20 protein-coding genes and 6 pseudogenes are annotated in these 25,736 nt (G+C 59.1%); 9 read left to right on the top strand and 17 right to left on the bottom strand.

The window, feature by feature from the left end; translation table 11 throughout:
- Positions 1 to 12: 12 nt before the first annotated feature.
- Together QFZ91_RS08235 and QFZ91_RS08230 are read right to left on the bottom strand one after the other, a co-directional pair.
- Positions 13 to 888 carry a FadR/GntR family transcriptional regulator gene (locus QFZ91_RS08235; RefSeq protein ID WP_429566913.1) on the bottom strand — a complete coding sequence of 292 codons (876 nt, stop codon included), beginning with the start codon at positions 886 to 888 and terminating at the stop codon, positions 13 to 15.
- 219 nt (positions 889 to 1,107) lie between these two features.
- Positions 1,108 to 3,156 (bottom strand): FUSC family protein, encoded by a 2,049-nt coding sequence (locus QFZ91_RS08230; protein ID WP_429566912.1) that lies wholly within the window; start codon positions 3,154 to 3,156, stop codon positions 1,108 to 1,110.
- A 623-nt stretch (positions 3,157 to 3,779) separates the two neighbouring features.
- On the opposite strand from QFZ91_RS08230, the gene QFZ91_RS08225 reads away from it, so the two are divergent.
- Positions 3,780 to 4,727, top strand: coding sequence for a cupin (locus QFZ91_RS08225; RefSeq protein ID WP_429566911.1), 948 nt, complete (start codon positions 3,780 to 3,782; stop codon positions 4,725 to 4,727).
- A 449-nt stretch (positions 4,728 to 5,176) separates the two neighbouring features.
- Positions 5,177 to 6,841 (top strand): peptidoglycan D,D-transpeptidase FtsI family protein, encoded by a 1,665-nt coding sequence (locus QFZ91_RS08220; RefSeq protein WP_429566910.1) that lies wholly within the window; start codon positions 5,177 to 5,179, stop codon positions 6,839 to 6,841.
- Positions 6,842 to 7,503: 662 nt separating this feature from the next.
- Here QFZ91_RS08220 and QFZ91_RS08215 read toward each other — a convergent pair.
- The 10 genes and pseudogenes from QFZ91_RS08215 to QFZ91_RS08170 all read right to left on the bottom strand — a co-directional run.
- The gene (locus tag QFZ91_RS08215; protein ID WP_429566909.1) at positions 7,504 to 7,761 is read right to left on the bottom strand and encodes a MoaD/ThiS family protein; all 258 of its coding nucleotides are present in this window, start codon (positions 7,759 to 7,761) and stop codon (positions 7,504 to 7,506) included.
- Between the two features lie 40 nt (positions 7,762 to 7,801).
- Positions 7,802 to 8,350, bottom strand: a complete 549-nt coding sequence (locus QFZ91_RS08210; protein WP_429566908.1) for a molybdenum cofactor biosynthesis protein MoaE — start codon at positions 8,348 to 8,350, stop codon at positions 7,802 to 7,804.
- A gap of 210 nt (positions 8,351 to 8,560) precedes the next feature.
- Entirely contained in the window at positions 8,561 to 9,547 is a 987-nt protein-coding gene (gene cydB / locus QFZ91_RS08205) for a cytochrome d ubiquinol oxidase subunit II (protein ID WP_429566907.1), read from the bottom strand.
- A 45-nt stretch (positions 9,548 to 9,592) separates the two neighbouring features.
- Positions 9,593 to 10,987: a cytochrome ubiquinol oxidase subunit I gene (locus QFZ91_RS08200; protein ID WP_429566906.1), complete on the bottom strand. Its 1,395-nt coding sequence runs from the start codon at positions 10,985 to 10,987 to the stop codon at positions 9,593 to 9,595.
- A 72-nt stretch (positions 10,988 to 11,059) separates the two neighbouring features.
- Complete coding sequence (locus QFZ91_RS08195; protein ID WP_429566905.1) at positions 11,060 to 13,387, bottom strand: FdhF/YdeP family oxidoreductase; 2,328 nt, start codon at positions 13,385 to 13,387, stop codon at positions 11,060 to 11,062.
- 545 nt (positions 13,388 to 13,932) lie between these two features.
- A complete protein-coding gene (locus QFZ91_RS08190) occupies positions 13,933 to 14,187 on the bottom strand; it encodes a hypothetical protein (RefSeq protein ID WP_429566904.1) in 255 nt (84 codons plus the stop codon).
- Positions 14,188 to 14,411: 224 nt separating this feature from the next.
- A complete protein-coding gene (gene fdhD / locus QFZ91_RS08185; RefSeq protein ID WP_429566903.1) occupies positions 14,412 to 15,245 on the bottom strand; it encodes a formate dehydrogenase accessory sulfurtransferase FdhD in 834 nt (277 codons plus the stop codon).
- Positions 15,246 to 15,268: 23 nt separating this feature from the next.
- Positions 15,269 to 16,189, bottom strand: coding sequence for a bestrophin family protein (locus tag QFZ91_RS08180; RefSeq protein ID WP_429566902.1), 921 nt, complete (start codon positions 16,187 to 16,189; stop codon positions 15,269 to 15,271).
- A gap of 635 nt (positions 16,190 to 16,824) precedes the next feature.
- Positions 16,825 to 17,013: a DDE-type integrase/transposase/recombinase gene (locus tag QFZ91_RS08175; protein WP_429566901.1), complete on the bottom strand. Its 189-nt coding sequence runs from the start codon at positions 17,011 to 17,013 to the stop codon at positions 16,825 to 16,827.
- A gap of 66 nt (positions 17,014 to 17,079) precedes the next feature.
- Positions 17,080 to 17,236: pseudogene (locus tag QFZ91_RS08170) on the bottom strand (DDE-type integrase/transposase/recombinase); the annotation flags it as partial.
- 228 nt (positions 17,237 to 17,464) lie between these two features.
- On the opposite strand from QFZ91_RS08170, the gene QFZ91_RS08165 reads away from it, so the two are divergent.
- Together QFZ91_RS08165 and QFZ91_RS08160 are read left to right on the top strand one after the other, a co-directional pair.
- The gene (locus tag QFZ91_RS08165) at positions 17,465 to 18,361 is read left to right on the top strand and encodes a LysR family transcriptional regulator (protein ID WP_429566900.1); all 897 of its coding nucleotides are present in this window, start codon (positions 17,465 to 17,467) and stop codon (positions 18,359 to 18,361) included.
- Between the two features lie 197 nt (positions 18,362 to 18,558).
- Entirely contained in the window at positions 18,559 to 19,704 is a 1,146-nt protein-coding gene (locus QFZ91_RS08160; RefSeq protein ID WP_176108768.1) for a porin, read from the top strand.
- 596 nt (positions 19,705 to 20,300) lie between these two features.
- Here the strand turns inward: QFZ91_RS08160 and QFZ91_RS08155 are convergent.
- Positions 20,301 to 20,531, bottom strand: coding sequence for a hypothetical protein (locus tag QFZ91_RS08155; RefSeq protein WP_429566899.1), 231 nt, complete (start codon positions 20,529 to 20,531; stop codon positions 20,301 to 20,303).
- Positions 20,532 to 20,598: 67 nt separating this feature from the next.
- A pseudogene (locus QFZ91_RS08150) lies at positions 20,599 to 20,679 on the bottom strand (IS6 family transposase); the annotation flags it as partial.
- Between the two features lie 641 nt (positions 20,680 to 21,320).
- On the opposite strand from QFZ91_RS08150, the gene phbB reads away from it, so the two are divergent.
- The 5 genes and pseudogenes from phbB to QFZ91_RS08125 all read left to right on the top strand — a co-directional run bounded on the left by phbB (position 21,321) and on the right by QFZ91_RS08125 (position 23,912).
- A complete protein-coding gene (phbB, locus tag QFZ91_RS08145) occupies positions 21,321 to 22,064 on the top strand; it encodes an acetoacetyl-CoA reductase (protein WP_429566898.1) in 744 nt (247 codons plus the stop codon).
- Between the two features lie 568 nt (positions 22,065 to 22,632).
- Entirely contained in the window at positions 22,633 to 22,905 is a 273-nt protein-coding gene (locus QFZ91_RS08140; protein WP_429566897.1) for a hypothetical protein, read from the top strand.
- 89 nt (positions 22,906 to 22,994) lie between these two features.
- Positions 22,995 to 23,409, top strand: a pseudogene (locus QFZ91_RS08135) (NADP-dependent malic enzyme); the annotation flags it as partial.
- A 42-nt stretch (positions 23,410 to 23,451) separates the two neighbouring features.
- Positions 23,452 to 23,651, top strand: a pseudogene (locus tag QFZ91_RS08130) (hypothetical protein); the annotation flags it as partial.
- A gap of 51 nt (positions 23,652 to 23,702) precedes the next feature.
- Entirely contained in the window at positions 23,703 to 23,912 is a 210-nt protein-coding gene (locus QFZ91_RS08125; protein WP_429485529.1) for a hypothetical protein, read from the top strand.
- A gap of 288 nt (positions 23,913 to 24,200) precedes the next feature.
- On the opposite strand, the gene QFZ91_RS08120 is transcribed toward QFZ91_RS08125, so the two are convergent.
- The 3 genes and pseudogenes from QFZ91_RS08120 to fdhD (QFZ91_RS08110) all read right to left on the bottom strand — a co-directional run.
- Positions 24,201 to 24,584 carry a hypothetical protein gene (locus QFZ91_RS08120; protein ID WP_429566896.1) on the bottom strand — a complete coding sequence of 128 codons (384 nt, stop codon included), beginning with the start codon at positions 24,582 to 24,584 and terminating at the stop codon, positions 24,201 to 24,203.
- 19 nt (positions 24,585 to 24,603) lie between these two features.
- Positions 24,604 to 24,846: pseudogene (locus QFZ91_RS08115) on the bottom strand (IS701 family transposase); the annotation flags it as partial.
- An 11-nt stretch (positions 24,847 to 24,857) separates the two neighbouring features.
- A pseudogene (fdhD, locus tag QFZ91_RS08110) lies at positions 24,858 to 25,656 on the bottom strand (formate dehydrogenase accessory sulfurtransferase FdhD); the annotation flags it as partial.
- Positions 25,657 to 25,736 lie beyond the last annotated feature (80 nt).

The raw sequence follows: 25,736 nt of genomic DNA, 5'->3' as shown, positions 1-25,736 counted from the left end.
ACCGCGCCCCCACTAGCGGGTGGCGTTCTCACGGATGAACGACAGGTGCGTGACCAAAGCGTTGCGGGCGGCGACGGGATCGTGCTGCTGGATTGCGTCGTAGATGCGCCGATGCTGGTTCATCAGATGGGAGAGATCCGCATCGTGCTTTTCGAAAGCTGAATAGGTTTCCTCGATGGACCGCTGCACGAGGTTGTGCAGTCCGTGCATCACATGAATGAGCACGATGTTGTGTGTCGCCTCTGCGATCTGAAGGTGAAACGTCGCATCGAGTAAAGGCAGGGAAGGCTGGCCCGGCACGACGGCGTAGGGATTGTCCTGCTGAAAAGCGGCGTCCAGTGCGTCTAGCGCCGACTTGATTTTCTTGATGTCGGACTTCGTGGCCCGCACCGCAGCCAGTTCGGCGGCAATGGCTTCCAGGCCGCCGCGCATCTCGAGAATGTCACCGGCCGCCTTGCGGTGGCGCGCCATCAGATGGGCGAGAGGCTCCGCGATCAGCGGGGCGCTCGGGTCGGCAATCACGTAGCCGCCCCCCGTTTTCGCCCGGAGCAGCTTGCTGCCTTCGAGTCGCAGCAGCGCTTCGCGCAACGACGGTCGTGAGACATTGAGCTGCTGCGCGAGATCGCGCTCCGAAGGCAGTGATTCTCCCCCGCGCAGTTTGCCGTCGACGATCAGCTGTTCGAGCTGCTGGCAAATGGCATCGGACAGCCGGAACCGCGTCGGGGGAACAATAGGGGTGTAAGACATGAGCCTCTTTTCCTCTTCTCGCCTTTGGTTATGAGTCTGCAGCGTTGACTGACCGGTACTACGGCCGTGTAGTCCAAGATTCTCACACAAAATCCGCAATGGGACGGAAGGGCGCTTTGCTGTCGAATGAGAAGAGGCCAAGTCAGTTGTTCGCGCGCGTGAATATGGTGCGCAAGGCGCCATTAAACGTTGAAAGGGCCAGCGAAATTAGCATGGTGCCGTGAGAAGAGTAGCCACTGCGCGAACGATCGCGGAGCCGGAGCGGATCGGTGATTCCGAGGCGTCGAACTATAAATACAGGGCACCCGTTGATTTTGGGGTTTGACGAAACTCACGCTGAGACTAGTGTCATGTGCATATTTAACGGACTGAGTCAGGTGAGACGATCGCTTCCCCATCTTTTCGTTCGTCGTCTTTGCGACGCAATATCCAGAGCTGCGCTAACTGCTGCAGAACCTCGTATTCGATGGGCCTGAGCGGCGAATGGCGTATAACTGGCTGCTGAGCGGGACTCCCGCGGCCTTTAGCACGGACCTGTTCGATCGCGCGCGACAGTGCATGTTGGAAAGTCGCATTTTTCTTTGCGAATACAGGCGAGTTCTGGATTACGGCCCCTGCACCCAATAGCCGTCGCAACAGCGATAGCGTCAAGGTGAGGTCGAGTCTCTGATGGCTTCGCATTGACAAGTTGAACCGGCACATCGTTTCCGCGTCTGAGCTGGCAAGGCCGGCTTCGCGCCGCAAAACTTCACTGTCGGCGGCACTAGCGGATGATAGGCAGGCAGCGGCGAGGTACGCAAGGTTCGCTTCGATGGCACGATCGACCGCGTCCAACAACTTTTCGCGGTCTCCGATCGATCGAATCAGCCAGGTTGCCAACAGTGCTGCCAGACAGCCGAGCAGGTTGTTCCCGAGTCGATCGACCGCGTACATCAATTCATTTGCAGGCTTTGCAAAATCGGCGACGAGAACGAACGACGGTGTCAGGAATACGACGTACAGGCTGTAGCTGACTCTGCGGAGTCCCATCGTTAAGCAGATCAGGGGGAACACGACAAGGGAAATGGCGACGGGACTGTGGATCGCCAGGCCAATCGCCGCGGCTAGCAATGCACCCGCGGCGCTGCCGGCTGCCCGCTCCATACTCCTCGTCATGGTCATTCCGCCCGCGGGCTGAAGGACGAATAGCGTCGCCATCGTCGCCCAGTAGCCGAAAGGTATATGGAGACTTCGCACGACTACGAAGGCGGATGTAGTGGCAAAGCAAAGGCGGGCTGCATGCCGCAGACCAACCGAGTTTGGGTGAAGATTGGCGCGCAGCGTTTGCAGCGCGTCGTGCGTCGTTTTTAGCGCCGTACGCCACCAGTTCATCTCTTCCAACGCCGACGGCATCGGCGGCACAAGACTCGATACACCCGTTGAAATGAAGCGGATCGTCAACGTCTGATCCAGCGCGCCTTCGATGCGACGTGCAATGAGAGGCAATCGCGCGCGCAACTCATGGGGAAACGGCGTGACAGGCTTCTCGACCCGTTCGGCGATTCGCGCAAGCAGGCCGGCCAACGCAGCAATGCACCGTACAACCCGAGCGGTGCGCTCAGCCAGGGTCTGATGGTCGGATTCATCCGGTACGCGGCCGTTTTCGAGGGCAGTGGAGATCACGATGAGACTCACGAGGATCCATTCAGCGTCGTCGAGTGCGAGCAGCAGATCGCCCAGCAGTTGACGCCCTTCCAACCGCAACGGTGGCGGCCCGATCAGCGCGCCGCGAGCCGCTTCGAGCGACTGTCTGACCTGTGTCCGGAACTCTGTCGTGCAGAGAGTCCAGTCCTCCTGTGTCGCGCCCGGTCTCGTAGCAAGCGCTGCGATGTCGCGAGCCGCGGCAGAAAGACGCTGATAGACGAGCCGTACAGCATAACGGCTCGCTATGGACGGGTGGATGCGCCAGACGCTAAAGCTGAGAAAGGTCGCCAGCAGGCAGCCGGCGAGATAGATGCCCAGCAGCGATACTCCTTGATGAAGACTGCTGATCGGAGTATCGACCATGACGATACATGTGGTCGCGCTAACCAGCGCAACCTGATAGGCAGCGGGTGCCCAGATCGAGGCGAGGCCAGCGCACAACGACACCACCAGCACGGCGGCACACGCGGCGCTAAAACCAGCCGCAGACGCGAGTGCGGTAAGGCCACCCATCACGGTGGAAATCACGGCAAAGCCAAACATCGAGGCAAAACGCCGACGGGGCGATCCGCCGGCATCTGCGAGGCACGTCCAGAACGCGCCGATCGCTGCCCAGGAAAAAAGGCGGTTCTGGAGCAACTCTCCGACGACGAGCATCGCTGTTGCCGCGCAAGCCGCCCTCATGCCTTCAGATAAGCTCGCTTCCTCCATGGCGAAGGAAACCATCCAGGAGGGTCGCCGCCGTGCTAAGTCCCGAAGGAAAGACCGGCACTGACCCGTTAGTCGGTGAAGCTTGGAAAAGATCATTGTGCCCTCTACTTCGCTCCCGCCAGAACAGTTCGTCGTTCCACCTGCTCGGCGAGTCAATCCGAAGCAATTCTATCCACCGACGCGCGCGTTTGGGCGTACAGACTAGCGATACACAGAGCGGTACAGCGATTGACGAGCATTGCACTGCAACGGCCCGAGTATTGCCGTCCGCTTCATGCACGCATATGCGCGACGTGCCAAAGCGGAGCCGCAGACTATCAACCCGCGGGCCGCAGCATGCCCATCGCGGCAATGGAGAGTTGCAGGTTCGGTACTTCCGCGCGATGCGCGAGACGCCTGTCCTGCGCGAATTCGACGCTACATTTTCAATCCAGCGTTGGCACTGCGCAGGTCGAATGCGAGCGTCGGCAGGGAGGACGGTTATGCCCTTTACGCAAAGGTGATTTCGAGCGAGCGTAGTTCCGCATAGCAAGGTGCAACGCCTATAGTTTGCGTCAACGCTGCCGGCAAAGGTTGGTTGCGGCCGACGACAGCGGTAGCGCCCTTCAAGCAACGCACCTAATTTTTTGGAGAATCCTATGCTTGACAAGACCTCTATTGCGACGCTCAGTCTCCAGGACGACGAAGTCACGCGTGACGCGGAGTATTTCGAATACACGTCCTCTGCAAACCCGATCGGAGCGAAGCTGATTTCGCGCGTGCCGTATCGCACGTTCCTGAACTCGCTCTACGATGACGGCCCTACCCGTATCGTGCCGCTGGACCTTTCGTCCGAACTCGGCGTCGATTATCCGGCTACGGGTCCGGGCTTGATGGCCAGCTTCGTGCGCATTGTCGCAGGCGAAAAGGTGTCCGTGAACCCAAACGCGACCTCACAGGTGTTTTACGTGCTGGAAGGACACGGCACGGTCGCACAGAACGGCACGGCGTTCAGCTTCGGCACCGGCGATTTCTTCTCGCTTCCGGGTGGCGGCGAGGTTGTGATTTCGGCCGAGGGCACCGCACGTCTGTATTACGTCAACGACGGCCCTCTGCTTTCGTATCTGGGCGCCGACTTCTCGCGTGCGCGTTTCACCCCGACGCTGTATCCGGTGGCGCGTGCGAAGGAAGAGCTCGACAAGGTTTCGAACGCGCCGGGTGCAGCTCAACGCAACCGCGTAAGCATCCTTCTCGGTAACGCGCACTTTCCGCAGACTCGCACGGTGACGCATTCGATGTGGGCCATGTTCGGTGTCGTTGCACCGAAGACGATGCAAAAGCCGCATCGCCATCAGTCGATCGCGCTCGATTTCATCCCCAACTGCAAGCCGGGTGTCTATACGCTCGTCGGCACGGAACTGGATGCCAATGGCGACATCGTCGACCCAGTGCGCGTGGACTGGACGCCGGGCATGGCCTTCGTCACGCCCCCTGGCTACTGGCACGCGCACTTCAACGAGTCCGACGAAGCCGCGCACGTTATCCCGCTTCAAGATGCTGGCCTGCAGACTTATCTGCGGTCTCTCGACATCCAGTTCGCGCGATAAACGCGAGGCGGACGGTCCGCCGGTGGCGGCAGAACGTCGCAGTGCTCGACGGACCGACAGAACAGAGATATTCAACGGTAGCGATGCCGCGCTCAGCCTTCGTCCACGCGAGAGCGCGGTGCATTTAATCCGCAGCGTGCCGACGCGGCGGATTCGCGCTTGTCTGTCGCAAAGCAGCCCCCAAGGCGCGCGTCGTCATCTTTCGCATGACGCGACAAAATTGCGTGAAAAGGCGGTTATCAAATGGTTCTGTTCCGGGAGCCGGGTCGCTCCATGTGCGCTTACAACGAAAACTCTCACTGCTTTCCTGCCAGCAACATGTCACTGGTGTTGACCGCTCCTGCCGCAAGTGAGAGTCCCTGTGTGCTTCGTAAATGACCCGTCGCGTAACTTTCAATGAAAGCCCGGTCCTGAAGGCCTCCAACCACCGAGGCAGATCCACGGTCGTAATGGCCTTGATAACGATCGGTTTCGCTGCGTGCATCGCACGTGCCCTTTGGATTCAGGTGCTCGATAGTCGCTTCTACCAATCGAAAGGAGACGAGCGTGTCGACCATGTCATCGACCTGCAGACCGATCGAGGCCGAATCGTCGACCGCAACGGTCGCGTGCTGGCTACGAGCGTCCCAACGATGGCAGTGTGGGCGGACGCAAGCGGGATTCCGGACAATGTGCAGCCAGGCAAGCTCGCCATGCTCGCGCAATTGCTAGGAATATCAGATCAGCAACTGAACACTCAAATTGAAAGCGACAAGACGTTCGTCTATCTGAAGCATCAGATATCGCGAGACGTCGCCCGTCAGGTCGAAGCACTCGCCATCCCAGGTATTTATGAGCTGCCCGAATATAAGCGCGTGTACCCGGAAGGTGCAGTTACCGCTCAGGTGGTCGGTTTCACGGATACGGAGGGCCGGGGCGAGGAGGGTGTTGAACTCGGAGCACAAAGTGAGCTCAACTCGGTGGACGGGAGAGAACTTGTCGTGCGCGATCGGGTCGGCCATATCGTGAGTGACCTCGGGAGCGTAAAGAGTCCTCAACATGGGGCGGATATCGAGCTCGCGCTTGACCGCAGCATCCAGTACATCGCTTACGGGGCCCTCCGGGACGCAGTCACTTCGAGCCATGCAGAAAGCGGATCCGCGATCGTGGTTGACGGACACTCCGGAGAAGTTCTCGCGCTAGCAAATTACCCGAGCTACGATCCCAACGACAGGTCGGCCCTGCGCGGCCCCGCGTTGCGCAACCGCGCCGTGACCGACGTATTCGAACCGGGCTCAATCATGAAGCCTCTAACCGTATCGCTCGCGCTCGACCTGGGTCGGCTTACGCCCAGTTCGATTGTCGAAACCGACGGGCGATTTTCGCTTGACGGCGCGGTTATCACTGACGATGCGAACTTCGGTACGCTTACTGTCGCCCAGGTCATCCAGAAGTCCAGCAACATTGGCGCATCGAAGATTGCCCTGACGATGAAGCCCGAGGAAATGTGGGGGCTTTACTCGGCATTGGGTTTTGGCCGGCAGCCCAAGCTTGGCTTTCCAGGCGCGGCTGCCGGCATCGTGAGACCATGGAGTAAATGGCGGCGAATCGAACAGGCGACGATGTCTTACGGCTACGGCGTCTCGATGTCACTCGTCCAGCTTGCGGAGGCATACACGGTGTTCGCCAACAATGGTCGGCTCGTCCCGCTTACGCTATACAAACGGGATGGTTCGACTGTGGCGGGCACACAGGTATTCACGCAACGGACCACCGACCAAATGCGGGCGATGCTGGAGAGCGTCGTTTCCAAGGGTGGTACTGCGCCGGACGCACAGGTGCCTGGCTATAGCGTGGGCGGTAAAACGGGCACGGCCTACACTGCGACGCGGCACGGCTACGAGCGGAACGCCTACCGTGCATCGTTCGTGGGGATCATTCCGATCCGGAGCCCGAGGCTCGTGATCGCTGTATCTGTAGACAAGCCCCAAGGAGCCAAGCATTTCGGCGGTGACGTGTCCGGGCCGGCGTTCGCCCGGATCGCATATGCAGCGATGCATGAACTTGGCGTGCCACCCGACATGCCCATGCCAGATGCCAAGGACGGCCCAACTGTGAGCGGAGACTTCCGTTAGACCTCGAGGACGCGTTGCCGCAGGTCGATTCGATCGCGAACGCAGATGAGAGGCGTCACATGGGCGCCAGTGTGCCCGAAGTGAACCGGGATGATGTGGCCATAGCAGGGCGTCCGGCAGAATGTACGCAAAGAGATAGAGAACTGCATTGTTTCGTATCGAGTCGCGGCGAGGTGCCTTCGATGAGCAGCGGTTCGTCAAGTGTTATCAAGCTAACCTCTCGACTGATGTGTAAGTCCCTTCGCTGCGACCCAGAGAAATGAACGGTGTCTTTTACCGCGGGCCACGATGGACTGAAGCCGGTCTTGCGTTCGTGACACTTGGACGTCTCACCACATTCGATCCGCTGGGATGATACCAGGCTCATCCTGCATGCGACTTACGCCGTATTGAAGATTGAGAACACGCCCCATCGAACGGATCGGTTGCGTGGATCAACCCGGCACTTTGACTGGCATGTTCCATTCGAAATCCGTGCGCATCATGCTGCGTCGCTTAACCATTGTTGGAGCTACTGAACTGCGGCCCACTTCGCCGTTGCAAGCGCGACCGACACGGCTAGTACAACTTCCTCAGCGCATGCCCTGGAGACGTATGGTGTGAGCATGATGCTCTGCTTTGAAAAAGCGTTGGCAGGCTGGTTGTAAGGACCAGATGTCGATCTAACCGCCAGTGACAGGGGGAAAGAACGCAATTTCGCTGTCTTCGCATACGAGGAAACTTCCTATCACAGTTTGGTGGTTGACGGCGGCGCGGACGGGCCGGCCCTCGCGCAATGCATCTGCTGTTCGTGCGTCGCGCGAGGCTAGCATCGATCGGAGGGCATCGACGGTGAGATGCGGCACTTCGACCACGACGATTTCCTCGCTGATGCCGAGTTGCTCGCGAATGCTCGCGAAGTATTTGATGTTGAGCTTCATCTGTGTTTTCCGTTGCCGTGCGTGCAATGGGACTCGGGGCTCAGCCCCACCGCAGCATCGCCTGTTCGTCGCTTCGTCTCGCTTCTACCCAATCGGACCCGCCGTCTCGCCGATGCTCTTTTTTCCAAAACGGGGCGTGCATCTTCAGAAAGTCCATGACAAACTCACACGCTTCAAACGCGGCGGCCCGGTGCGGCGCTGCTACGACGACCAGTACAACTGCGTCGCCCAGCATAATGCGTCCGGTCCGGTGGACTACTTTTACTGCATCGACTTTCCAGCGAGCAATAGCCTCTTCGACGATGCCCCAGAGCGACTGCTCGGTCATGCCGGGGTAGTGCTCCAATTCCAGTGCGACGACGTCGTCCGAATCGCCGTTATTGCGCACAACGCCGATGAAGTTGACGATGGCACCGACGTCCGGGTTGCGCATGATGGGCGCGATTTCCGTCTGGACGGCGATAGGCTGCTGCTGCACTCGTACTTCGAAGCCCGCCGCTATGCCGGCGCCTGCCGTTGCGTGTTCGTCATCGCTATGGGAATACCGAGTGGACGGTTGGACGGATGACGCGGGGATGAGGGCCGACATGACCATTTCTCCGATATTCGTTTGAAAAGCGTATGTAATAGCTCAACGCTCCACGAGCGACATGCGTACCGTCTGATGTGCTTTTCCTAAGCCCGCTTGTGTCGCATGGCGCTCTGCGCAGATACATTTGGTAGGGTGCAGCAGGGGCGGAGCGCCCTTTCATCATTGGTACGCGCGAGGCACAGTCGTCCGCGTATCGCTTCGCGAGTGCTAGTGCTTGACAGGCACGACCTTGCCGCGGAAGAGGTGGTACTGGTAAAGGTTGTAGCCGATCATAATCGGGAACACCATGCCGATCCCAAGCAGCATGAATGCAAGCGTCGGGCTGTCCGAGGCTGCGGCGTCAACTGTCAATTTGCCCGGCACGATGTAAGGGAACAGGCTGATCGCGAGCCCGACGAACGAGATCACGAAAAGCAGCGTCGAGCCGATGAATGGGCCGCTCTCGCCGCGCATATGAATCGAATAAAGGACGTAGACGAATGCCAAGGCCGCGAAAACCGCAAGTGCGATCAGCAGACTGAAAACTGCGTGTTCATGCCAGCGCGTCACGCCGACCGGACTGACCTTGAATGTTGCCAACGACACGATGAGCGCTGCGACGACTGTCGCGAATGCGGCGGCAGTAGCTTCGCGTCGGGCGGAGCTTTGAATCGCACCGGTCGTCTTTTTCACGACCCACGTGGCACCGAGCAGGCAATAGCCGGATACGACGCCGATCGCGGTCACGGCGACGAAGCCGAGGCTCGAGAGGCCGGGCACGAACCCGGTGAGGACCTTGCCGAGCACGATGCCCTGAGAGATTGCCGCGAGGAGGCTACCGATCCCGAATACCCGGTCCCATACCGTCTTGCTCGAGTGAGCTGCGTGCCGGAATTCGATGGCGGCGCCACGCATGATAAAGCTTGCGATCAGGACCATCACAGGGACGTAGAGGTCCGTGAGGATCATCGCGTAGGCCGACGGGAATGCGCCGAAGAGGGCGCCGCCGAGCGCGACTAGCCAGGTCTCGTTTGCGTCCCAGACGTGACCTATGGACTGGATCATGAGATCACGGTCGTGTTCCTTGCGGCGCAGCAGCGTGAGGATGCCCAAGCCGAGATCGAAACCGTCGGTTACCACGTAAAGCATGAGCATGAGGCCAATCAGCCCAAACCATGCCTGATTTAGCAATTCCTGTGTCGATGCGGATGGCATACTGAAATCCTGTGTTCAAATGAGAATCGGTGGATGCGTTGAAAATCAATATTCGACTGTGTGCGCGACTACATGGCGCTGTGACTCGACCGGTGGCATCAGTGTCAAGTCCGGCCCTTGACGTAGCCAGCGGCGCGCGAAGATGAAAAACGACGTAATCAGCACGACGTAGAAGACCCCGAACATGCTCATGCTGGCCGAGATTTGGCCGGCAGGAATGGCTGAGGCTGCGTGGTCGGTGCGAAGCAGGCCGTAGACGATCCACGGTTGGCGCCCCACTTCACGGACGATCCAGCCGCACTCGACCGCAATGTACGGCAGCGGGATCGCGAGCACCCATGCCAGCAGCAGCTTGCGTCGGGCGAGCAGAGCATCGATGTTGCCGCGCGACTTGCGCAACGCGTAGACCGTCCAGAATGCCAGCACCATGAAAAGGAACCCGATGCCGGCCATCACGCGGAATGTGTAGTACAGCAGCGGAATCATCGGTGGCCGGTTCTCGACGGGAATGTCCTTCAGACCGGTCACCTGGCCGTGGAGGCTGTGCTTGGCGAGAAGACTCAGTGCACCCGGCACTTCGAGCGACCAGTCGTTGCGCTGCTTGGCGGCGTCCGGCCACGCGAGCAACGACCAGTTGGCGCCCGTGCCAGGCGCATTCGTTTCCCAGTGGCCTTCGATTGCTGCGCCCTTGGCCGGCTGCGTGGCGAAGACGTCTACGCCGCTGGAGTCGCCGAGCCAGATCTGGACCGGCGCGACAACGGCCAGAATCAGCAGAGCGAGCTTGAACGAACGGACGAAGAACGCGGGATTACGGCGCTTCAGCAGGAAGTAAGCAGAAATTCCGGCGACAACGACAAGGCCTGTTTCGAGCGCGGCAAACCACATATGCGACACACCCCACGCCATATCGGGATTGAAAATCGCTTTCACGTAGTCGGTGACGACGAGCTTGCCGTCGACCACAGCCACGCCGTCCGGAGTTTGCAGCCATGAGTTCGCCACCATGATCCAGAACGCCGAAAGGGACGAGCCGAGCGCGACCATTGCCGTGGCGAAAAGGTGCACGCCCTTCGGCACACGGTTCCACCCGAGCATCATGACGCCGACGAAGCCGGCCTCCAGCATGAAGGCCATGGCGCCTTCAAAGCCCAGGATGTTGCCGAAGAACTGGCCGGTGTACTCGGAGAAAGGACCCCAGTTCGTGCCGAACTGGAATTCCATCGGGATGCCACTCACAACGCCGACCGCAAAGTTGAGGAGCAGCAGCTTGCTCCAGAATCGCGCGTGGCGATACCAGTCGACATTGCTGGTCCTGACCCACAGGATTTCGACGACTAGCAGGAACGCGGAAAGACTTATCGTGAGAATAGGCCACAGTATATGAAATATTGCGGTCTGCGCGAACTGGCCGCGCGCCAGGTCTAAGGCTTCGACAGACATGAATGATCACCAGGCAGGTTACAAGGGAGGATGCGCCTGGCAGGAGGCGCAACCCGGTTCCTCAGTTGAGAATCAGAATGCGGGCAGGACCGGCGGCTCCGAGGAGCGGTGAAGTAGCACGGGAATCGACTTGGACGTCGGCGTGTTGCAGACGTCGCCCACGCTCGACAGCGGCACGAGCGGGTTGGTTTCCGGGTAGTACGCGCCGATGCAGCCTCGCGGAATGTCGTATTCGACCAGGCGGAAGTGCTCGGCGCGCCGCTCCTGGTTATCGTCCCAGACGGTGGTCAGGTCGACCCAATCGCCGTTGCTGAACCCCAGCATTTCGATGTCGGCGGGATTGATGAAGACGACCCGCCGTTGGCCGAATACACCGCGGTATCGGTCATCGAGGGCGTAGATGGTCGTGTTGTACTGATCGTGCGAGCGCGTCGTCATGAGCGTCATCAGCCGGTCGCCATGAAGCGCCTTGGCGCGGGCGATAGGCGTGTCTCGCTGCACCTCGTGCACGATGAAGTTTGCTTTTCCGGTAGACGTCTTCCAGTCGCGCTCGCGCGAGGCCACACGCAGGTGGAAACCGCCAGGCTGCGCGACGCGCTCGTTGTATTGATCAAAGCCGTCGATCACCTGCTCGATGGCGTCGCGAATCTTCGCGTAGTCGGCGGCGTAGGCGAGCCAGTCGACTTTCGCGTTTCCGAGCGTCGCGTGAGCGATATTGGCCACGATGGCCGTCTCGGACATCAGATTCGGCGAGGCCCGCTTGTTCATGCCGTACGAGATGTGGACCATGCTCATAGAGTCCTCGACCGTGATGCCTTGGGCAACGCCGTTTTGTACGTCGATTTCGGTGCGCCCGAGAGTCGGCAGGATCAGCGCATCCGAGCCGTGCACAAGATGACTACGGTTGAGCTTTGTCGTGATATGCACGGTCAGATTGCACGAACGCAGCGCGTCGAACGTGCGCGGCGTGTCGGGAGTCGCCATGGCGAAATTGCCGCCGAGGCCCAGAAAGACCTTCACATGGCCATCGATCATGTGCTCCACGGTTTCGACTACGTCAAGACCATGTTCGCGAGGCGGATCGAAGTCGAAAACCATTCCGAGCCTGTCAAGAAAGGCTTTCGTGGGCTTTTCCTCGATGCCCACGGTACGGTTGCCCTGCACATTCGAATGGCCACGAACCGGGCAAAGGCCGGCACCTTCACGACCGATATTGCCGCGCATCATCAGCAAATTCGACAGCATATGCACGGTCTGCACTGAATGCTTGTGCTGCGTGATACCCATCCCCCACGTCGCAATGACGCGCTTTCCGTTGGCGTAGATGCGCGCAAGTCCCTCGATCTCTTCACGCGCAACGCCGGATTCGGTCTCCAGCAGCGACCAGGATTCGTTGCGCAGGTCGTCTGCGAACGCGCTGAAGCCTTGCGTATGCTGGCTGATGAACTCGAAGTCGAGGAGCCGTTCCATACCGTTCTCGAGTGCCTTGTCATCTAGTTCGATGAGGTGCTTGGCCACTCCCTTGATCAACGCGAAATCCCCACCCAGCTTGGGCTGAATGAACGTCGAGGCGATCTTTGTGCTGCTCAACGTCAGCATTTCGGCGGGGTGCTGAGGACTCGTGAAACGTTCGAGACCGCGCTCGCGCAGCGGGTTCACCGAGACGATGGTGGCACCCCGCCGCGACGCTTCGCGCAGTTCACCGAGCATACGTGGGTGATTGGTCGCGGGATTCTGGCCGAAGATGATGATTGTGTCGGCGAGTTCGAAATCGTCAAGCGTGACGGTACCTTTACCGATGCCAACGGTAGACGGCAGGCCGCGGCTCGTCGCCTCGTGGCACATGTTCGAGCAGTCGGGGAAGTTGTTCGTCCCGTACATGCGCACAAACAACTGGTAGAGAAACGCCGCTTCATTGCTCGCGCGTCCAGATGTGTAGAACGCCGCCTGGTCGGGAGAGTCGAGTTGCGTCAGGTGCCTGGCGATCAGTGCGAAAGCGTCGTGCCACGCGATGGGCTTGTAGCGGTCGGTGAAGGCGTCGTACACCATTGGATCGGTTAGCCGGCCGTGCTGTTCGAGCTCGTAGTCTGTCTGCTTCATCAGCGATTCGACGGTATGCTCCTCGAAGAACGCCGGTGTAACGCGCTTCGTGGTCGACTCGGCCGCGACTGCTTTAACGCCGTTCTCGCAGAACTCAAAAGTCGACGCGTGCTGACGGTCGGGCCACGCACAACCGGGGCAGTCGAAGCCATCCGGCTGGTTTTGTTTGAACAGCGTGCGGTAGTTGCCACCTGAAACACGTTCTTTAATCAGGTTGATTGCGACATACTTGAGTGCCCCCCAACCCGCGGCGGGGTGATGGTATGCCTCGATTTTTCCCTTTGCCTTTGACTTGCTCATAACCGTGGTTCCGTTGACTTAGCGCGGCAACCTGTGTCGATACCAGACGGCCCGCGCACTGCGTGTAGTTGCGTAAAGAGTAAAAGCAAACGCCGGGTTCAAAGGCACACAGAATCCGGCTACTTGCTGAAGTACAGTTCCAACCGCGGCAACGCGTTTGAGCATCTGTGCTGCATATGCGCTTCTAAAAATCACGAAAATAGACCCGTACTAACGCTCGCGGAAGGTAATGATGTTGTGATCGCCAAGATGTGTACCGCTCGGGTGAGCCGGGTGCCGTCGGTCAGGCGGCCGAGCCAATGGCGCCGCATTAGCATCACCACAGTAGCGCGCCTGTGCCGTGCCAAAGCCGTGCCCGAAGGCCGGCCGCGTTTGCTTAGTGACCAGTCTGTGCAGGGCGATGGCAAGCGCCGGATGGACGAATCATGCCCAACGCGCGGATCGCCGTATCAGCTTCTGTCGACGTGAGCCGTGCCGCTCCGCACACGCTGGGAAGCTGGCCGGACGCCTAGTCAAGATGGTGGGCTATCCGTACATGTTAGGTTCTACTGATTTTCGTCTCGGCTTGTGCGGCCCAATAACTCCAACCCTTGCTCGTTCAGCGTGATCCCGACGATACGCGAAGGAAGCCGACATTCGTCGATTGCCCCCGAGTCAATCAGTGCGCGCAGATAGCGTCGGACGGTGGCGGTCGGCAACCGCGTGTGCTCGGCGAGCCAAGCCGCGGTGACGGCTGTTTCGGGCCGCAACGGACGCACCTGTCTTTCAGCGAGCGCGGTGAGAATGATGTCGACGATCATGTCGCTCACCCGCGGTGAGGGCGGGGTTCCATCAGGTTGCAATTAGGCAGACCTCTGTGTGACGTGTGGCGGGTGCGGTGCGCGATCGACATCAGGTAGCGAGCTATTGTCAGCGACGCAGAATACTTCGCCACCGATCTGCGCCGCATGCACAGTTCGCTGATTCGGTGCGAAGTACAGTGCAACCCGACATCGCATGCACGAGTGGTGGGCGATGCACGCGATCACGAACCGGACAGAGTCGCGTTCGGCGTCACGTATTCGACGAAGCCGTCGCCGCGACAAAAGCTGAGCAGTCGAATGCCCGCGCGCTGCGCTACCGAGATCGCAAGCGAGGTCGGCGCGGAAATGGTCGCAAGCGTTGAAATCTGGAAACGCGCCGCCTTGCGAACGAGCTCGTAGCTTGCCCGACTTGAGAGAAACACGAAACCGGCGAGAGTATCAGCGCGCTCGCGTGCAAGGTATCCGATCAACTTGTCGAGTGCATTGTGGCGCCCGACATCTTCGAAGACCCGAAGAAGTGCACCGTCCGTGCTGCACCATGCCGCTGCGTGGGCACCTCCCGTTTCGCGCATCAGTCTCTGGTGCGCAGGCAAGTGATGCGCAGCGCGACTTACGGCTCTGGCCGCAATATAGTGTGCTGCGCTGGCCTCGTGCAAACGATCCGGATAAAGGTCGAGCAGTTGGATGCTTTCGATACCGCATACGCCGCAACCGGAACGACCCGCAAGCGCGCGCCGCTTGCCTTTCAGCGCCATGAAGGCCTGTTGTGAGATGGTCAGACGCACCTCGGCACTGTCGGGATGTATCACCGCCTCCGAATCGAAAACGTCTGACGCGCGCTCAACGATCCCCTCGCTCAATGCGAATCCCAGAGCGAACAGTTCGAGATCGGTTGGGGTCGCCATCATGACCGCATGAGATATTCCGTTAAAAACGAGCGCCACCGGCAGTTCTTCGACAACGACGTCAGTGCTTCCGCGCGCATCCTCGCGGGTGTGCCTGACAATGGAGCGAGCGACGCTGCCCGTGGTTTCGATGCCTGAAGGTTGACACATATCGCTGTTCCTGACGCGTGACGTTAGCTGAGTTCGTAAAACCGGCCCGGCTGCAGGGCGGGCGGCACATCTTCGCCACACAGTTCGCAGACTGAGCGCTCGATATTGCGAGTCATCGCGTCGAGCGCCAGGCCATTAGGCGACAGGGCGAATGGATCGGAGATTTCTCTGGCGATGGCCTCCAGCGCGATCAGGGTGTAAGAAACGAATACACAGATGAGTGGTGTGGCAAAACCGATCGAGTCGATGAGCCCGAACGGCAGCAGAGCGCAGTAAGCATAGACTGTCCGATGGAGGAGTACCCCGTACGCAAACGGAATCGGTGTCGCGTGAATGCGCTCGCAGCCGCCCACGGCCGCGCCCAGATCGTTCAGTTGTTTGTCCATCACCCACAACAGCGTGTCTGGCAGCGTTCCTGCGCGATTGAGTGCGGCGATGCGATGACGGGCTTCATCCAGCAGTACGATCGGCGTGAATGTCAGGCCATGATAGTTCCGCGCCAGCCCGGGTCCCAACAATCTTTCGATATCGGCTGATGGCTCAGTATGACGAAGCTGATGCTTCAGTGCATACGCGAACGCAATCAGCAAGCGCGAAATATCTTGGCGGTCGAGCGGCCGCGCGTCGTCGGATGCATATCGATTGACCTGCGAAGTGAGGTTACGTGCTGCGATAAGTACCCGTCCCCAAAGGTGCCTCGCCTCCCAATAGCGCTCATAGCTGGCATTGTTTCTAAACGCGAGGAAGATCGCAAGCGCGATGCCGCAAAGTGTGAAAGGCGTCGTGTTGAGCGGAATCTTCTCGCCGAGAATACGTCCATGGGTATACATGGCGAGCGCACTCACCAGGGCAAGAAATGTCAGTTGCGGAATGATTTCCTTAAGGACGGATCCGTGCCATACGAAAAGCATGCGAAACCAGTTAGGTGGGGGGCGGACGATCATTACGAAGAAATCACTATGGGCCCGGGAGGGTGTTGCACCTTCATCGTAGTGGCGGATAGAAGCGTTGGCTCGTGTCCGACTGCGCGCGTCTGCGTCCTTCTGCCGGTTGGGAGCGGCAAGATTAGCTCAACCGGCTAATGCGCCGAATGCACACTTCGGCGCCTGAACGTGGAGCACAGTTTTTCAGTGCGCCGCGTCTTTGTCGGGCTCCGGCCGTTGACCGAGGGCTGTACAGCCGGGCTGGTAAAGACGATGAAAGCAAGGACTTTGTACGATTTCAATGACCGCGCCGCGGTGTCAATCGATCTATGTCACCGTGGCGCGCTGACGCCGGGCTCAGCAACAGCGTGCTGAATTCGTGGATGCGGATGTCGGGCTGGGAAGCCAGTGTCCGGCCTCCCTTTCGACATTTGGGTTGCTTGACGTGTCTTCTCGTTCGATGCTCCCGGGCACGGACGAGGAATGGCTGTGTCGCGATGGTGGAATAAGGACGAGTAAGCCCACGTTACGATGACGATTACTTACATCACCAGTGAACAGAACTGTGCGGCAACTATTCGATTGGTGTCGTCGTCTTTCATTTGCCCTTTGCGGAACATGTGCATGATTTCGATACCGGCGAGGATGATGCGCACTCACCGGAAATCCTTGAATCCCCTCATCGGTTTGATGATGCGCTTGGTGGCACGATGGTCCTGCTCCATGAGGTTGTTCAGGTACTTGTTCTGTCGCATCCTGCTCGGTGTGGGTCGCTCCGCATTGAGCGCCTCGAGCGCAGCCAGATTGGCGCCCGCTCTTGTCGACGGTAATCGTTTCGGGCTCACCGTCGTCCCGCTGCGTGCGCATCGCGACAAGGCCGCCGCGCAGCGTTACTTCGAGAAGGCTATTGCGCAAGTCGACCGTGTTACCTGCCTTCTCGACGGCGCGGTACAGGTACTTCCATTGGCCCTTGACCTTCACATAGGTCTCATCCATGCGCCCGTTCCTGCCAACCGGGCGTATGCGTTTGCGAAATGCCTTGTCGAACAACGGGACGAGGTAGATAACAAGGTTGTAATGGACCGGACCGCGTGCGGTAACGGGGCGCCTGCTACCCTCGCACCGCTTTCTGGACTACCGGTTTTGAACAATGCGAACACCACATAAAGGACTACGTGCAGCGAACAAGCATAGCGGCAGCCGATCGGTTCCTCGCGGTGGAACTGGCCCACAGCATAGTGGCGTTGTAGAGGTGCCGCTGCACAATAACCGCCCGCGCATTCTTGGGGCGGAGTCGTGAGTCAGCTCGCTTCGATACGCATCTTTGCCAAAGTAGCGGAGCGTCTGAACTTTGCCGAAGCGGCAAAGCACATGGGCGTGTCGGCATCCGTCGTCACGCGCAGCGTTGCAAAACTCGAACAGCGCCTCGGCGTACGCCTGATCAATCGGACGACCCGCCGTGTCTCCCTTACCGACACCGGCCAGCTGTACTACAAGCGATGCGTGGAATTGATCGGGCTGCTCGACATCATGGATGAATTTGTCACCTCGGCAAGCAACGAACCTGCAAAATTGTTGAAGATTGCAGCGTCATCGGCTTACGCCAACTCGGATCTCCCCGAAGTGCTCGCCGCCTATCGTCAACGGGAACCGCACACGAGTTTTGAGCTGACGGTGTTCGAAGACATGACTGACATCACAGTCGCGGACTTCGATGTCTGCTTTACCGCGGAACGCCGGTTGCGCGACTCTTCGCTAATCTGCCGCGCGCTCGCGCAGGCTCGCGATGTGATTGTTGCAAGTCCCGACTATCTCTGCCGGCGAGGAACTCCTCATACCCCGGCTGAACTGGCCGCTCATGACATTCTCCTCGTTTCGGATGCGCCAAGTCGCTACTGGGAATTTCGCAGCACATCAGGTACGCACCGCGTAGTTGTTCGACCTGCCTTAAACACGCAAAGCCCAGCTTTGATAAAGCGCGCAGCACTGGCCGGCTTAGGAATCGCCCGATTGTCGATCTCGCTGATAAAAGAGGAGCTCGATAGCGGCATGCTCAAAATTCTGGTGCACGACGCGGAGCTCTGTGGGGACGAGCGTACGTTTTGGATCCTGTACCCGGGACAGCTCTATATGGCTACTGCAGTACGTGGCTTCATTGATTTTGTTGTGGATCGCTACCGCAAAAACAACTAGGGACGCAAGTCCATGACGTCAATGCCGTTGCGATTCATGCAACATGGAACCGGTCAATACTGAATTGCTGTGCCGGTGATTTTTGTTGGTCCTAAAGTGCGGTGGACCGATGCCGCCTATCCCATGTTGAAAACTTTCACTCAACAAACTTGGGGAAATCGGCTCGGAAATTACATACATTTAGGATACGTTTATCTATGAAAAGAATCGTTACCGCCGGAACGGTGTTTGGTCTCGTCATTGCCCCTGTTGCAGCCCTCGCGCAAAACAGCGTGACCTTGTACGGTGTGATTGATGAAGGTCTGAACTACACTAACAATTCCGGAGGTCATTCGGCAGTACAATTGGAGAGCGGCTTCGCGCAAGGCAGCCGCTGGGGCATTAAGGGTTCTGAAGATCTGGGCGGCGGTACCAAGGCAATTTTCCAACTGGAGAATGGGTTCGATGTGAACTCCGGCGCGCTGGGCCAAAGCGGTCGCATGTTTGGCAGGCAAGCGTACGTTGGTATCGCTTCGGAAACGCTCGGTTCGTTGACGATGGGCAGACAGTACGACTCTGTCGTTGACTATCTCGCGCCGCTTACGGCCAACGGTAACTGGGCCGGCTATCTAATGTCGCACCCCTACGACAATGACAACACCGACAACTCGTTTCGCCTGAATAACAGCATCAAGTATTCCAGCAAAACCTATGGCGGGCTCTCGTTTGGTGGTCTCTATGGCTTTAGCAATCAGGCCGGCGGCTTTGCGAACAACCGCGCGTACAGCCTCGGCGCCCAATATGTAGGCGGTCCTGTAACGATTGCTGCGGCATTCATGCAGATCAATCAACCGGGTAGCACGGCGGGTGGCTCGCTCGCGACCGACGATACTGCCTTCTTTGCGAACCGCGAGCAAGTTTGGGGCGCCGGTATCAACTATACGGTCGGCTCGGCGCTTCTTGGTTTTGTTTATAGCCACACGAGCTTGAACGATGCGACGGGTTCAGCCTATGTCGGCAATTTCGCTAACACGGCCAGCAGCCTAAAGTTTGACAACTTCGAGGTGAATGCGAAGTATCAGATAGTAAAAAACGCCTTCGTTGGCGCGATGTATAACTACACCCTCGGTCACTTCCAAAGTGCCGCCGGCGATTCGACACCGAAATGGCATCAGATCGGCCTGATGGCTGACTACAATCTGTCGGTGCGCACCGACGTGTACATCCAAGGCATGTACCAGCATACGGCGGGTGGTAATGCAGTGGCCGCGCCGCTCAACACAGCTTTCATTACTGGCGCAGACTCGCCGTCTACGACGGCCAACCAGTTTATCGCTCGAATCGGAATGCGTCATCAGTTCTAAGCTGTCATGGAACGTGCCGCACGTTCAGTCGTGCGGCATGACGCATAACAAGTTACTGTTTTCTTTGGCGCGTGCAAGTCGAAGGCGCGTCGATTGGTTTCGCAGTCCGGACAGCGATCCCTTTTCGATGTGGTCGCGGACAACACATTCACGGAACGGCAAATAATTGCGGCTATGTGTCCCATGCGGTGACTTTTCGACATAGCCTGCATTACCGCCAACCTTGTTAATGCCGTTCGGTTTGAAGACTCACGCACTGTCACACACAACTGAACGAGTCACTAAATCAAGTGACAAGTCTGCATCAACCTCACCTACGACGAGCGCGCCCACGTTGACGTTGCGCACGGTGATGACGCCGTCGAACGGGGCCGTCGGATGGCGACGCCCGAGAGCAGGAACATCTGCACGAACACGATACAGATGGAGAGGGTCGAGACGAAAGTCGGCACGGCGATCTCGCTCGAGCGTTGAGAAAATTCGCGTGCTTATGTGGAAGTCCCGTATAAATGGCCTATTGAGTGAAGGCAAGGAACCAAGCGGGGCAAGCGCCGGAAATCCGGCGCTAGATCTGGTTTGGAAACCAAGCGGATTAGTCACTTGAGGGTGTACGTCAACGTGCCATACCCAAGTTGGTCGAAGCCACCGTTGGCCGAAGCATAATCGCCGCCGCCTTCCGGGCGCACACGCTGCGCATATGCGGCAACGCTCCGTGCCTTGAGCTTCTTAAGCGGTACATAGTGGTTGTAGAGTTCCCAGATTGGCCGCGTATCGCCTCTCGATGCGGACGTAATCAAACGCTGTGTCGCGAGGCTGTCGGAATACAAGGTATATGGCACTCTTGACCAAGTTTATATTGCGTGGCGTATTCAGGTCCCTTCAGCAGGCCGTCGCGAACTCGATCGGATTGCGCCGAATCCAACGCAGGATCGTCGTGTGAGCGAGCGACAACCCTCGCTCAACCATCATCTTCAACCATCATCTCGACGAGATCGGGCCCCCGAATTGGTCAGCCCCCGCCACTCTCACCGATTCGTAGGGTCGCTATATGAACCACATCCCCCGGGGCGTGTACGTTACTTCGATTGGATGCGTGGACACCGCAACGTTCCCGGACACATTTTCTGTCTGTTTCGATCATAGGCAAAGCGCGACAGGCGCGTGATAGTTCCCACGGAGAGACGGTTGGCGCATGTAGTACGCGAGATATCGTCGTGCCTTGGGCGTGAAGACGATGCGGGAGCGGTTCCCGGGATTCGGGTGATCCGTTTGTGCCAACCCCGAAGGATAATTGCGTGATCCAGAGACACTGGATCGATGCAGAGAGCAGCGTGGCTCCGCTGTGCATCGGCGGCGGCAAGAGTGTGGCGCTCGCGCCAACCTAACGTGATCGAAGCGCGGCTTGCCCGGAGCTGCATACGTTTGCGATGATTCGCGAGCCGCGAGTCAGGCATACGTTTTCAGGCGCCAGCAGGAAGGTGCCATTTTTGGCCGACGTGTGCAAGGTTTCCGGATCAACCAGAGGCATTGAAGCGCGGCGGTGACGGATGCGACTGCTCTCGTTGGCTGGTCGCGTCGAATTTTTTATATGCGGTTCACTCTCGCAGGTATAAACGATGACTAAGCGAATTGCATTGGTGACGGGCGGAATGGGCGGTCTCGGTGAGGCCATCAGCGTACGGCTGTACGACGCAGGCTATACGGTAGTCGTCACGCACTCGCCGGATAACGCAGGCGCAGAGGACTGGCTGGCCAGAATGAGGGAGACAGGACGCGCTTTCCACGCCTATTCCATCGACGTGGCCGACTACGATTCGTGCCAGCGCGGTGCGCAGAAGATCAAGAACGAAGTCGGTCCCGTCGACATTCTGGTCAACAATGCCGGCATTACGCGGGACATGACCTTCAAGAAGATGGAGAAGGTCAATTGGGATGCGGTCCTGCGCACCAATTTGGATTCGGTCTTCAACATCTCGAAGCCGCTGTGCGACGCGATGGTCGAGCATGGCTGGGGCCGCATCATCAATATTTCGTCGGTGAACGGCTCCAAGGGCGCCGTGGGCCAGACCAACTATGCGGCGGCGAAGGCCGGCCTGCACGGTTTCACGAAGTCGCTCGCACTGGAAGTCGCTCGCAAGGGCGTGACGGTGAACACGATTTCGCCGGGCTATCTCGCGACGAAGATGGTCACCGCCATTCCGCAGGAGATTCTTGACACGAAGATCCTGCCGCAGATCCCGATGGGCCGTCTTGGCAATCCGGACGAAGTTGCCGCGCTGATCCTGTTCATGTGCTCGGACGACGCGGGCTTCGTGACTGGCGCGAACATCCCCATTAATGGCGGCCAGCATATGCAATAAGCACGGATGTCCGGCCTGGGTGTCGGAGACGACTTCCAGGCCACCTTTCCAGGGTCTTGCATATCCGTACGAGTTCGCGAGGTTTCCGTGCGCGTTGCGTGGTCACACAGCCACGGTTGTGGATTTGAGGAATGGAACAGGTCAAGTATGGATCAGGTATGGATTGGTCTGGCGATCGGCACATCGACACTCGCCGTTGCGCTTCCGATGGTGCTGGCTCACTACCGGCGCGAAAGACATCGAGCGAGGGTACTTGGCATTCGCAGGCTGGGATATGTGGCTCGCCCTGAGAATGGTGCGAGCGTCGCCACTGGCACCGGCCGGCGCGGAACGGCCCAACCTGACGGGCAGTGCGGCGCGCCAGGGCCTCGTGCCCGGGAGATGATAGCGACTGCGCCGGAGGACGCGTGTCCTCCCGCGGAGTGAACGGGGCCGTACGACTGGAAGTGCACGCAGGCCAGCGCGCTTACCGGGCGGTGCGGTTCGCCCAATGTGGCGGGATGATGAATTGCACCACCAGCCCTGAACCAGGGCACGCATTCCTGTTTGACAATCTTCAATAAAAACAATGACAGCTCATGAGCAGAAGGCGCTGGCCGTCGGCCAGCGGCAACTCAATGTCCGCGCGGAGATCCACAACATGAGGGTTGCCGCGCTGTGGCAAGTGCTCATGCCGATCGCGGGCGAGATCCGGCACGTGAAGATCTCGACCGGACAGGCTCGCGACCATGCCGATTTCACCGTCTCTTTTGGAGCGATCCCCTTGGCGGCGCTGCACACGATCGCGGCCCGGCTGGGCGAGATGACGTGGGTGACGGGCACGACGGTGACGCCAGGCTAATTGCCCGTGCAAACGACGTTTCCTGCGTACCACTCCGCACCTCGACCGGTGTGCAGGGATGCCAATTGATCAACGAGGCAAGGGTTTTCATGAGCAAACAGTTTAAGCAAAGCGCGCTCGCGTATCCCCGGAATCCCAAGCCCGGCAAGACTTCGTCACGCCCACCAAACCGCTCTACAACCAGCTCGATCTTTCGCTCGCGCGTTCGCCAGGCGTCGCCGCGGCCTGTGAGGCGATCCATGCCGATCCGCTCGACGCGCAGAAGTACACCTCACGCAGCAATCTCGTGGGCGTCGTGACCAAAGGCACGGCCGGGCTCGGTCTCGGCAACATCGGCCCGCTCGCGGCCACGCCGGTGATGGAAGGCAAGGGCTGCCTCTTCAAAAAGTTCGCCGGCATCGACGAGTTCGACATCGGGCTTTGGAGACCGATCCAGACAAGCTCGTCGAAGCCAACGCCATGCTCGAGCCGACCCTCGGCGGCATCACCTCGGAGACATTAAGGCATCTTCCGGCACTTGCGCAGCTTCTGCACGATGTAGAAGCACTCGGGCTTACGCCATCGGATTATCTGCTGTATTGCGCATCGACATGTGCTTCCGTCTGCTGATCGAAGTCGATCTGCCGGTGGACAAGGTCGCGCGGCGTTGCGGGCTCGCCAAGCTATTCCGCAGGCTTCTCTCGACCACGTCCACCGAATATCGTGCAAACGAGCGCCGCAGGTTTGCGGGAGAGCTGCCATCTTAACTTCGATCAGTTTTTCTCCAACTGGGCACGGCTGCTGAAGGTCTTGGCGTGATGTTGGCGTCTCTGCCGCTCATTGAACGCGAGATCGCAACAGGGCGCCTCGTGTGTCCGATATCAGGGCCGGTGTTGTGCGGACCCGATTACGTGCTTGTCGTGAACCGTGATCGCGCCGAGGATGACGCGGTTATTGCGTTCAAAAAGTGGATCATGGCGACGGCGGCGCAAAATCCGGTACAGCCGGCCCGAAGCGAACCGACTTGAAAAGGTCATCGAACTGTGCCGTTCACGAAGCGATCGCGGCACCAGCTTTGACGGCGATGGCCCTGAGGGTTTGCGAGCGGGCCTCATGGCCGCTTTGGTATTCTTTGCGGTGATCTGTGCTGCGATCGCGGTGCAGTCACGCAACAGCATGATGACCCACAATTATCGCCCGATGCCACGGCCGCTCTTGCGCTTCGCATGAAAATGCCAATCTTCCGCGATGACCCTGTTAATTGACCACACATGGGTAGTCTGGGCACACCAGGCGGCGAGCGCTGCGGCGAGTCCTTACAAGCCCCGTGGCACTGAGGCGGTCGATCCCAGCGCCGTGCTTGCGAAGCTGCCTGCACCATAGCGGTTCCTTGCTTCACCGGGCTGGAATGCCGCATCGAGGAACGTTTGGGCGCCCGGCAAATACACGGTTCGAGGCGCTTCTGTCGCTGGAGGACTGACGGGTTCGCGCGCGCCATCGCTTAGGGTGCGTGACGGCATCATGTAGCGACGCCCCAGCCTGACGACCTCAGCGCCCTGGTCATCGGCGCTTGACCTCAACGATTCATCGAGACCGACATTGGGAGCCCCTGCAGCGGTGCCGGCGCCGATGGTGGCGACGACCAGGATCGCTTTCAACAGAAGTTTGCCGCGCGATTGCGTTTCGGTTTTGCTGTTCATTTTTGGCTTCATCGTCGGGTCAAACGGGAAACAGGTTATTACGCGGGTAACTGCGTTGTGTGCAAGCGCGTGCCAGTACATTCTCCTCGACACGACACCGGGACATAGTCATTTTTTTATCGCCTGAATCTGATTCCATCTTGAGTCGCTGAGCCATCAGAAACCCATATGCAGCGATACTCAGCATGGCGAGGTGGTGAAAGCCATCTCAGCCACGCCCTTCGTAGTGACCGAGCCCGAACTCCTGTTTGAGGTCCTGATAAGGCGCGACGTATCGACGAAGCCGTCGCCGGGGCAGAAGCTGAGCAGGCGGATGCCAGCCCGTTGGGCGACCTGGATGGCGAGAGAGGTGGGCGCGGAAATCGTTGCCAACGCGGGCACGTGCATGCGGGCCGCCTTGCGAACCAGTTCGAAGCTTGCGCGGCTCGAAAGGAACAGGAAACCGGAAGCCGTATCGGTCCGAGTGCGGGCAAGCCAGCCAATCAATTTTGTCGAGCGCATTGTGACGCCCGACGTCCTCGAAAACATGCAACGGTTCGCCAGCACGGCTACACCATGCGGCCGCGTGGATGCCTCCGGTCTCGCGCATCAGGGTCTGGTGCGCGGGCAACTCGGCCACGGCGCGGGCGACGGCTCGGGCTGCAATGGGTGTCCCGGTCAGGGGCATGCATATGGGTTCTGGATGGAGGTCGAGCAGCGCGATGCTTTCGGTGCCGCAGACGCCACGTCCTGAACGGCCGGCGAGTGCCCGGCGCCTGTTCTTGAGGACCATGAATGCCTCTTGCGACACGGACAGATTAACTTCAATGCTATCACGATGGGTGACCGCTTCCATATCGAACACGTCGGATGCGCGTTCGACGATCCCCTCGCTCAGGGCGAAGCCAAGCGCGAATAGTTCGAGATCGATTGGCGTCGCCATCATGACCGCGTGGGAAATTCCGTTGAAGACGAGGGCGACCGGGATCTCCTCGACAACGCGATCGACACTCGTCGTAGTCGTGCCTTGCCTATGGCGCACTCTCCTGCACGGCAGGCTACCGGTACTTTCCGCGATCGAATTCTCGGACACTAGACGCTCTCCATTAGCTAAGCCCGTAGAACGGGGCAGGTTGAATTGGCGGCGGCACGTTGTTGCTGAACTTTTCGAGC

Source organism: Paraburkholderia sp. JPY419 (genome assembly GCF_050435705.1).
In the GTDB taxonomy this organism is placed as follows: Bacteria; Pseudomonadota; Gammaproteobacteria; order Burkholderiales; family Burkholderiaceae; genus Paraburkholderia; species Paraburkholderia youngii.
Note: the sequence above shows the minus strand (reverse complement) of the source record. Positions and strands in the feature narration are given on the sequence as shown.

Excerpts from the sequence above, each read along its gene's own strand:
- QFZ91_RS08230 (WP_429566912.1), bottom strand. The coding sequence starts at position 3,156 with ATGGTTTCCTTCGCCATGGAGGAAGCGAGCTTATCTGAAGGCATGAGG.
- QFZ91_RS08225 (WP_429566911.1), top strand. The coding sequence starts at position 3,780 with ATGCTTGACAAGACCTCTATTGCGACGCTCAGTCTCCAGGACGACGAA.
- QFZ91_RS08220 (WP_429566910.1), top strand. The coding sequence starts at position 5,177 with ATGGCCTTGATAACGATCGGTTTCGCTGCGTGCATCGCACGTGCCCTT.
- QFZ91_RS08215 (WP_429566909.1), bottom strand. The coding sequence starts at position 7,761 with ATGAAGCTCAACATCAAATACTTCGCGAGCATTCGCGAGCAACTCGGC.
- QFZ91_RS08210 (WP_429566908.1), bottom strand. The coding sequence starts at position 8,350 with ATGTCGGCCCTCATCCCCGCGTCATCCGTCCAACCGTCCACTCGGTAT.
- cydB (WP_429566907.1), bottom strand. The coding sequence starts at position 9,547 with ATGCCATCCGCATCGACACAGGAATTGCTAAATCAGGCATGGTTTGGG.
- QFZ91_RS08200 (WP_429566906.1), bottom strand. The coding sequence starts at position 10,987 with ATGTCTGTCGAAGCCTTAGACCTGGCGCGCGGCCAGTTCGCGCAGACC.
- QFZ91_RS08195 (WP_429566905.1), bottom strand. The coding sequence starts at position 13,387 with ATGAGCAAGTCAAAGGCAAAGGGAAAAATCGAGGCATACCATCACCCC.
- QFZ91_RS08190 (WP_429566904.1), bottom strand. The coding sequence starts at position 14,187 with ATGATCGTCGACATCATTCTCACCGCGCTCGCTGAAAGACAGGTGCGT.
- fdhD (WP_429566903.1), bottom strand. The coding sequence starts at position 15,245 with ATGTGTCAACCTTCAGGCATCGAAACCACGGGCAGCGTCGCTCGCTCC.
- QFZ91_RS08180 (WP_429566902.1), bottom strand. The coding sequence starts at position 16,189 with ATGATCGTCCGCCCCCCACCTAACTGGTTTCGCATGCTTTTCGTATGG.
- QFZ91_RS08160 (WP_176108768.1), top strand. The coding sequence starts at position 18,559 with ATGAAAAGAATCGTTACCGCCGGAACGGTGTTTGGTCTCGTCATTGCC.
- phbB (WP_429566898.1), top strand. The coding sequence starts at position 21,321 with ATGACTAAGCGAATTGCATTGGTGACGGGCGGAATGGGCGGTCTCGGT.
- QFZ91_RS08140 (WP_429566897.1), top strand. The coding sequence starts at position 22,633 with ATGACAGCTCATGAGCAGAAGGCGCTGGCCGTCGGCCAGCGGCAACTC.
- QFZ91_RS08125 (WP_429485529.1), top strand. The coding sequence starts at position 23,703 with ATGTTGGCGTCTCTGCCGCTCATTGAACGCGAGATCGCAACAGGGCGC.
- QFZ91_RS08120 (WP_429566896.1), bottom strand. The coding sequence starts at position 24,584 with ATGAACAGCAAAACCGAAACGCAATCGCGCGGCAAACTTCTGTTGAAA.